This is a genomic window from Legionella tunisiensis (genome assembly GCF_000308315.1).
Lineage (GTDB): Bacteria > Pseudomonadota > Gammaproteobacteria > Legionellales > Legionellaceae > Tatlockia > Tatlockia tunisiensis.
In genome coordinates this window covers 1-6,376 of record NZ_CALJ01000204.1, presented here as the reverse complement: position 1 = coordinate 6,376, position 6,376 = coordinate 1, and the positions used below count along the sequence as shown (strand labels likewise).

The following is a 6,376-nucleotide window of genomic DNA, read 5'->3' as shown; positions in this document are numbered from 1 at the left end:
TAACTGGTGGGATAAGTTTACTTTAGGCCTGCAGACCCGCCTGGTTATGCACAGAGATATACTCATGTCTGCGCAACAGCGTCTTTGCTGGTTTGCACGCACGATTGTACCGGAGCTATCCTATCAGGCAGCTCCCTCTTTTTTGCTCGTTTAAAAAACGAATCCCTGGGAGAGATTGTTTTTAGCGAGTCTGCCGTAAGTCGAAAACAAATGATTCACTATGCAGTTACTCAACAATCACTAGAATATTATTGGTTGTTACCTTATCTTGATAGGCAGCGCGCAGAACTGTGGGCGCGGTTATCTGTGTTTACGCTTGCTGAAAAAGCACCTTTTTATCTCCTAGAGGTTTTATTACCTGATCTACTGAGGGTTACCAATTGAAATGGATGGCTTATCTCAAATTAATGCGTTTCCATAAGCCAGTAGGCATTTTGTTACTGTGGCTACCTACGGCCTGGGCTTTATGGATAGCTAATGAAGGCAATCCTCCATTAACGCTTTCCTTTTGTTTTATTGGGTACTGTTTTAATGCGTGCAGCTGGTTGTGTTATTAATGATATTGCTGATCGCCACATCGATTTGCATGTTAAACGTACGCAAACGAGGCCTTTAACATCTGGCGAAGTCAGTTTGATAGGGGCTTTCGTACTGCTGTTTATTCTATTGTTTGCTGCATTAATACTATTGTTACAACTGCCAAAGCAGTGTTTTTATTATGCCTTATTCGCTGTTTTTATTAGTTTTTTATATCCATTTTGTAAACGTTTTACTCAAGGGCCGCAATTGGTTTTGGGAGTCGCTTTTTCTATGGGAATCCCAATGGCTTATACTGCATCTGGAAAAGTGCCTGATGGTATGATGTTTTATTTATTAATAATTAATTTTATGTGGATTGTTGCTTATGACAGTCAGTATGCGATGGCGGATCGTGAAGATGATTTGCGTATAGGGGTAAAATCAACCGCTATTTTGTTTGCTGATTATGATCGCGTAATCATTGGCATTTTACAGATCTTGTTTCATGGTTTATGGCTATTTTTGGCTATCAGTTTAAATCATTTCTGGCCTTTTTTTGTTGTTGGTTAGTTGCCGCCTCTTTGTTGGGTTACCAGCAAAAATTAATTGCTAAACGCCAACCTGCTCAGTGTTTACAAGCCTTTACTTCCAATAATTGGTATGGCGTTCTGATGTGGTTAGCTATTATTTTGAATTATCTCTTGTAAAACAAAGTCCCAAAAAAATCAATGCTACTCGTGCCGGTTATGCGGTCTTGAATTTCGCTCTTCCAATACATCCAAGAGGCTGCTAGCACCGATACGAAACCAGGATTTGTCTAAATCACGGTCAAGTAAATGACTAGCCAGCGCCATATAAATGAAAGCTTGTTCAGGCTGCTTTATCCCTCCCGAGACTTTTAAACCGCAGGATGTTTTACTCTCTTTAATTGCTTTTAACATGGCAAAGGCAGCAGAAGGAGTTGCCCCTTGAGCAATTTTACCGGTGGATGTTTTCAGGAAGTCACAACCCTTATTAATGATTTCAGTACTGAGATCATAGATAAACTCTAGTGAAGGCAAAGCGCCTGTTTCCAGAATGACTTTAAAACGAATATTTTCCTGTTGACATAATTGATAAACTTGCTGGCACTGGCTTAAGGCGGAAGATTGTTTTTTGCCAAATAATCCTGGTATGGAAATACGTAATCAATTTCATCGACTTTTGTATTAATGATCGTTTTCTCAATTGCAGCTAAAACTTCTTTGTGGGGCTGATTTCCTGAGGGAAAGTTGGCTACAGTGGCTAATTTAACTGTGGTTATATGGCGGATTATTTCCAAATGTTCCGGTAAGACACAAACTGCAGCTACTTGGTGTAGATTCGCTTTTTTACCGAGAGAGTAAAGTTGTTCATACCCCGCCGTATCATCCAGTAGGGTTAAATCGATGAGAGGAATCACCTCTGAATTGGAAATAGGTTGATGACGCAAGGTTTCATTTAATTCACCTAGCGTCAATAAAAATTCTGCTTCAAGACTCACGCTAACTCCACGATAAATTGTTTTACGAGTCTATTTAATTTTTCTGCTGCTTTAGAGGCCATTAATACAACGGCTTCGTGGCTATGGCTGGTACGGGAAAGGCCTGTTGCATAGTTGGTGATAGTAGCAATGACGGCTACTTTCATGCCGCAATGATTGGCAACCAATACTTCTGGCACAGTCGACATGCCTACTGCATCAGCCCCCATAATACGAAACGCTCTAATTTCAGCAGCGGTTTCATAATTTGGACCTAATACGGAAAGATAAACACCTTGATTTAGAGCGATGTTTTCTTTATGCGCGATTTGCAATAATTTTTCACGCATACCTAGGTCATAGGCATTGTCGAGAGGAAAGAAACGGGGGCCGAATTCATCATCATTAGGCCCAACCATAGGATTTCCAGGTTGCATATTGATATGATCAGTAATTAGCATCAATTCACCAGGCCCTACGTCTTCGCGCAGAGAGCCTGATGCATTGGTTGCCATAAAGTGACTGCAACCAAGTAAGCGTAAGGTTCGTACATAAGTCTTAACGGTATCGTGATGATCACCTTCATAGCTATGAGCACGTCCCTGCAAACAAACTACACCAACACCTGATAAGTAACCCAGTACTAAATTGCCCCCATGCCCATGCACAGTTAGTTTGGGAAATCCAGGTAATTCATCGTAACTAATTGTTACAGCATCATCTAACTGGTCGGCAAAACTGCCTAAACCTGAACCCAGCACGATTCCTATTGTTGGTTTAAAGCTAGGGACTTGTTGCTTGATTTTTTCTGCCGCTAAATGGGCTGAAGTAATATTTGATTTAGTCATTTTTATTCCAGATTAAGGCTTAAATTTGAAGACTTCGGGCAGTAATTCTCCGATGGACATTGATTTTATTACTGTTTCATTATTGCAAAGATGAACCAAGGCATCGGAAGTTGAAAACTCTGCTATTCGTTGGCGGCATGCTCCGCATGGTGGACAAAGGGTATTTTTACTATTTAGCACAACAATTGATTTGATTTTTTGCTTACCGGCAGTCACCATCTGGCAAATGGCTGATGATTCAGCACAAATGGATAAACCATAAGAGGCATTTTCAACATTAACACCAGAGAAAAACTGATCGTCTTCGCTGCATAAACAAGAAGCCACTTTAAAATTGGAGTAGGGTGCATAAGCCCGAACCAAGACTTGTTTTGCGTGCTCAATCATCAATTTTGTTAGCTTGCTCATGTAGTTTAATTACTCCTGAAACAGCCTGCAAACTATACTCATTATCTTTTGGCCTGACAAGTACTACTCAAACAAGGGCATTTGTTTTTGAATCATTTCTCTGATCTTCAGAATAGCTAGGCGTTGTAGAAGTCAAATTTCCTATAGGTATTGCTTGTACTGGTAGTAAAACAGGTGGGTGGTGAGTTACTATAGGGGACAGTGGTTGTAATTCTGTTCTTGGTATGCCGCTTAACGGAGCTATCATCTGAACATAACTCGCACTGACGCCGGTGGGTGTGTGTTTATGATAGACGTAATCAATCAGATAATAAGCTGCTAACGCCCCTAAACCAATGCCTGCAATGGAAGAAAACGTTAAAACCAAGACTGCGGTTGCTGGGGACATAATAACAATAGTAGAACCTACTGCAGTAAGAAAAGACATGATTGTCGTAGTGAAGGCATAGCGGCAATAACTTGTTTGTAAACTGTCTGAATAATCTTTGTCAGAAAGAGGTGGATTCTGTTTTTATGATATTCACTGGTGCACCATACGCCATTACTGGAAGCAAAAAGCCAGGTGGCAGGGATAATAGCTAAGGGCATACTGAGCGCTGCCAAGCAACTTATTATTGCTGTGACCCCCAAGACGACAGCAATAATGTGTTGGTTTTTAAATTCAGTAAACCCGTACCAAGATTGGGCTTTGCGAGGATAGTCAGGATACATCCGGCTAGCAAAAAACCAAAGGCAATAAGCGATAGTATATAAAAACAGTGAACCGAGATTCGAAAGGGTGGCTAGCACAACAAAAGGAGTATGGTGTAGTTTTGATACTACAAACCCTGCAAAGAAAAGGCAGTACTGGCTTTATCAAGTCTTTCGGCGTGACTCACTGCTAGGGTCCTTCTATCTATCTTTTGAGAATCTGATATTTGGTAAGAATTCTTTTTAAGCTGTTTATTTCAGCATTAGTTATTAAGTGGCTACTTTGAGCAGAAAAACTAATTCCTACACATGCCGCGGATTATACCCAATCACATAACGCCAGTGAAGGGGATTAACCAATTGATTCCTGTACGTTATTTAAAACCATACCGGATAGAGCCAATTGGTTATAATTGATTGTTATTAGCAAAAAATCTAAGCAAGTAATTGGTTTTCTAGTATTGGCAAGCTAATTCTTACTAACAACCCACCTTCTTTACGATTCATCGCTTGAATATTGCCATGATGCAATTTAATGGCCTGTTGAGCTATGGCCAAGCCAAGGCCATAGCCGCCTGTTTTCTTTTCTCTTGAAGTATCAACTCGATAGAAAGGATTGAAAATACGCTCTAATTGTTCTTCCGGAACACCGGGGCCATTATCTTCGATGTTAATATGTACTTCTGAGTTGCTTTCGTCGCGTTGTAATGAAACAATGACCTGCGGATCAGGTGCTGCATAGCGAAGTGCATTTCGTATAATATTTTCAATGGCACGATGAATTAATCGCTCGTCTAGAAAGAGCTTATATTCTTGTGATTTACGTAGTATCACACCTGGTTTGGTATTTCTAAACTCAAAATTAGCATCTTCGATAATCTGGTTGAGCAAATTAGATAGATTGACAATGGTTCTATTTAATTGGCTTGAGGATTTATCCAGTCTTGCAAATTCAAGAATTTCTCCTATGAGCGTATTTAACCGCAAACATTCAATTTCCATGCGGCTGAATTCAACTTCAGCCAAGTGAGACGCTTTCTTTCTGCCCAATTCAATGGCAATTTGTAAACGGGCTAATGGTGAGCGTAACTCATGAGAAATATCTTGTAACAAACGCTCTTTGGAATTCACAATGGTTTCCAATTGTTCAGCCATACTATCAAATTCACCACTTAATTCAGCAATTTCGTCACGATAATGGCCTTTAAAACGGCCAACGCGCGTACTTAACTTTCCTGTAGCTATTGATTGTGCTGCCATTCTTAATGACTGCAAAGGTTGAGTTAGGTAAATGGATAAAAGGTAGCAAATAAGGCCACTAATAAAAATTGCGATAGTTAAGCGTATCGTCAGGCCAGCCCAAGGAATTTCCACAAAATGAGCCAGTGGCTTGGTACTGACTGCTACAAGCCGGTAAGCTCTACCTGAAGTCGAAAGAATTTCATGACTGACTATGATATCACCGAATTTAAGTAGTCCATCATCTAATTCTTCGTCTACCAAATTGGCAGAAATTTTTTAACTATTTGCGGTGGAGTTTCACTACCAATGATTTCACCTGTACTAGTAAGTAAGTACAAGGTCATATGCCTTGATATACCAGTTCGATTTAGCCACTTTTTTAAAGCTACCTGTTGGCCTGATTCAAAGGTAGCTACTGCGGCATTAGCGTAACTATCCATAAAGACTCGTTCGCGGGCTGGCACTGATGATTTTTGAGCAATTTCACTCGTTACCCAGGCGGTGGTAATAATGATTAAAATGGTGGCTAACCAAAATGAAAGAAAGATTTTCCAATACAGCTTAAGCATTAAACATGTATCCAAAACCACGAACGGTTTTAACCAACGGCTCGCCAGCCTGATTATCGCCTAGCTTATTACGTAAATTACTGATGTGGACATCAATACTGCGATCATAGGCAGTATATTTTCTACCTAAGGCGTATTCTGTTAGTTCTTCTTTTGAGAAAGCTTGGCCAGGTGATTTAATTAACATTTCCAAAATATTAAATTCGGCGTTAGTTAAGTCCATAGGATTGCCATTGTGAGTAGCTAATCGTTTGGAGCAATCAACAAGAATTCCCTGGTGTTCAATAATTGGTCTTTGAGTAGGGATTTTTTGCGTTCGTCTTAGAATAGCTCGTAATCTTGCAACCAGTTCACGAGGGTTACAGGGCTTGGGTAAATAATCATCAGCGCCAATTTCAAGTCCCACAATACGATCAATATCATCGCCACGCGCAGTTAACATCAAAACCGGCGTTTGCAAATGCTCGCGTATCGCTTTTAAAACCTCAAAACCGTTTAATTTAGGAAGCATGACATCTAAAATGATTGCATCAAATACCTGGTTCAGTGCTTTTTTATGGCATTTTCGCCATCATGAACACAGACAACATGAAAACCTT

At 40.2% G+C, this 6,376-nt stretch carries 7 protein-coding genes and 3 pseudogenes; 2 read left to right on the top strand and 8 right to left on the bottom strand.

Features of this window, described 5'->3' with window-relative positions; all coding sequences use genetic code 11:
• Positions 1 to 210: 210 nt before the first annotated feature.
• Together BN58_RS34200 and ubiA are read left to right on the top strand one after the other, a co-directional pair.
• A complete protein-coding gene (locus tag BN58_RS34200) occupies positions 211 to 384 on the top strand; it encodes a hypothetical protein (RefSeq protein ID WP_232220578.1) in 174 nt (57 codons plus the stop codon).
• A 23-nt stretch (positions 385 to 407) separates the two neighbouring features.
• Positions 408 to 1,226: pseudogene (gene ubiA, locus BN58_RS24885) on the top strand (4-hydroxybenzoate octaprenyltransferase).
• A gap of 24 nt (positions 1,227 to 1,250) precedes the next feature.
• Here ubiA and BN58_RS34195 read toward each other — a convergent pair.
• From BN58_RS34195 to cpxR, 8 genes and pseudogenes are all read right to left on the bottom strand, one after another.
• On the bottom strand, positions 1,251 to 1,598 hold the full coding sequence (locus BN58_RS34195) for a hypothetical protein (protein ID WP_232220579.1): 348 nt from the start codon (positions 1,596 to 1,598) through the stop codon (positions 1,251 to 1,253).
• A 56-nt stretch (positions 1,599 to 1,654) separates the two neighbouring features.
• Positions 1,655 to 2,041, bottom strand: coding sequence for a hypothetical protein (locus BN58_RS34190; RefSeq protein WP_051131903.1), 387 nt, complete (start codon positions 2,039 to 2,041; stop codon positions 1,655 to 1,657).
• Positions 2,038 to 2,868: a purine-nucleoside phosphorylase gene (locus BN58_RS12225; RefSeq protein ID WP_019217086.1), complete on the bottom strand. Its 831-nt coding sequence runs from the start codon at positions 2,866 to 2,868 to the stop codon at positions 2,038 to 2,040. Before BN58_RS12225 ends, BN58_RS34190 begins: the two co-directional genes overlap by 4 nt.
• A 12-nt stretch (positions 2,869 to 2,880) precedes the next feature.
• Entirely contained in the window at positions 2,881 to 3,276 is a 396-nt protein-coding gene (gene cdd / locus BN58_RS12220; RefSeq protein ID WP_019217085.1) for a cytidine deaminase, read from the bottom strand.
• 67 nt (positions 3,277 to 3,343) lie between these two features.
• Entirely contained in the window at positions 3,344 to 3,664 is a 321-nt protein-coding gene (locus tag BN58_RS12215) for a hypothetical protein (protein ID WP_232220577.1), read from the bottom strand.
• Positions 3,665 to 3,681: 17 nt separating this feature from the next.
• The gene (locus BN58_RS12210) at positions 3,682 to 4,065 is read right to left on the bottom strand and encodes a hypothetical protein (RefSeq protein ID WP_156812509.1); all 384 of its coding nucleotides are present in this window, start codon (positions 4,063 to 4,065) and stop codon (positions 3,682 to 3,684) included.
• A 336-nt stretch (positions 4,066 to 4,401) separates the two neighbouring features.
• Positions 4,402 to 5,777, bottom strand: a pseudogene (gene cpxA / locus BN58_RS24875) (two-component system sensor histidine kinase CpxA).
• Positions 5,770 to 6,376, bottom strand: a pseudogene (gene cpxR / locus BN58_RS24870) (two-component system response regulator CpxR); the annotation flags it as partial. The pseudogenes cpxR and cpxA, both read right to left, overlap by 8 nt.